We start from the raw sequence: 580 nt of genomic DNA, 5'->3' as shown, positions 1-580 counted from the left end.
GAACCAGAGCAAAATACCCAAAGCCATAACGAGAGCCGTGGAACAGGAGGTTTTGGTTCAACGGGACACACTTAAGAGGCTCTGAAAAATCGCTACTCTCAAAATAACACATACCCAACTACTCTTTCACTGGAAATTCTTTGGGCTTTTAAAGTGCAGAGGGAATGCGCATTTGCTTTCAAAGTTTTTTCACTAAACGCACCTCTAAACAAGTATCCTTACTCTTCTCCAGTCTCTTCTCAACCTTCACATGCCCAGACTTTATCTGTTCAGCATCCCACACTTGGGACAAGAAAGCTTCCTCACTATACAACGGCTGGTTCTGCTGGCCTTGATCTACGCGCCGCCATTGGAGAAGAAGAAACGCTCACTCTTGCACCTGGGGAGCGTGCTCTTATTCCAACAGGTCTCATTTTTCATTTATCCCTTGGGTTTGAAGCACGCATCCGTCCACGCTCTGGCTTAGCCTTAAAACACGGGCATTACATGCCTCAACACTCCAAGAACGATTGAGTGTGACTACCGTGGTGAAGTCAAAGTCCTTCTTATCAATTTAGGCCAAGAAGACTTTTCAATCCAA

General features: G+C 45.5%; 1 pseudogene. It reads left to right on the top strand.

Going from position 1 to position 580, the window contains the following annotated elements:
- Positions 1–153 precede the first annotated feature (153 nt).
- Positions 154–580 (top strand): annotated as a pseudogene (dut, locus tag ACFIL3_RS11075) (dUTP diphosphatase); the annotation flags it as partial.

Origin of the sequence: Bartonella sp. CE47NXGY (genome assembly GCF_042195415.1) — a bacterium.
In the GTDB taxonomy this organism is placed as follows: Bacteria; Pseudomonadota; Alphaproteobacteria; order Rhizobiales; family Rhizobiaceae; genus Bartonella.
The sequence above is the reverse complement of the archived record's forward strand: the minus strand, read 5'-3'. Positions and strand labels throughout refer to the sequence as shown.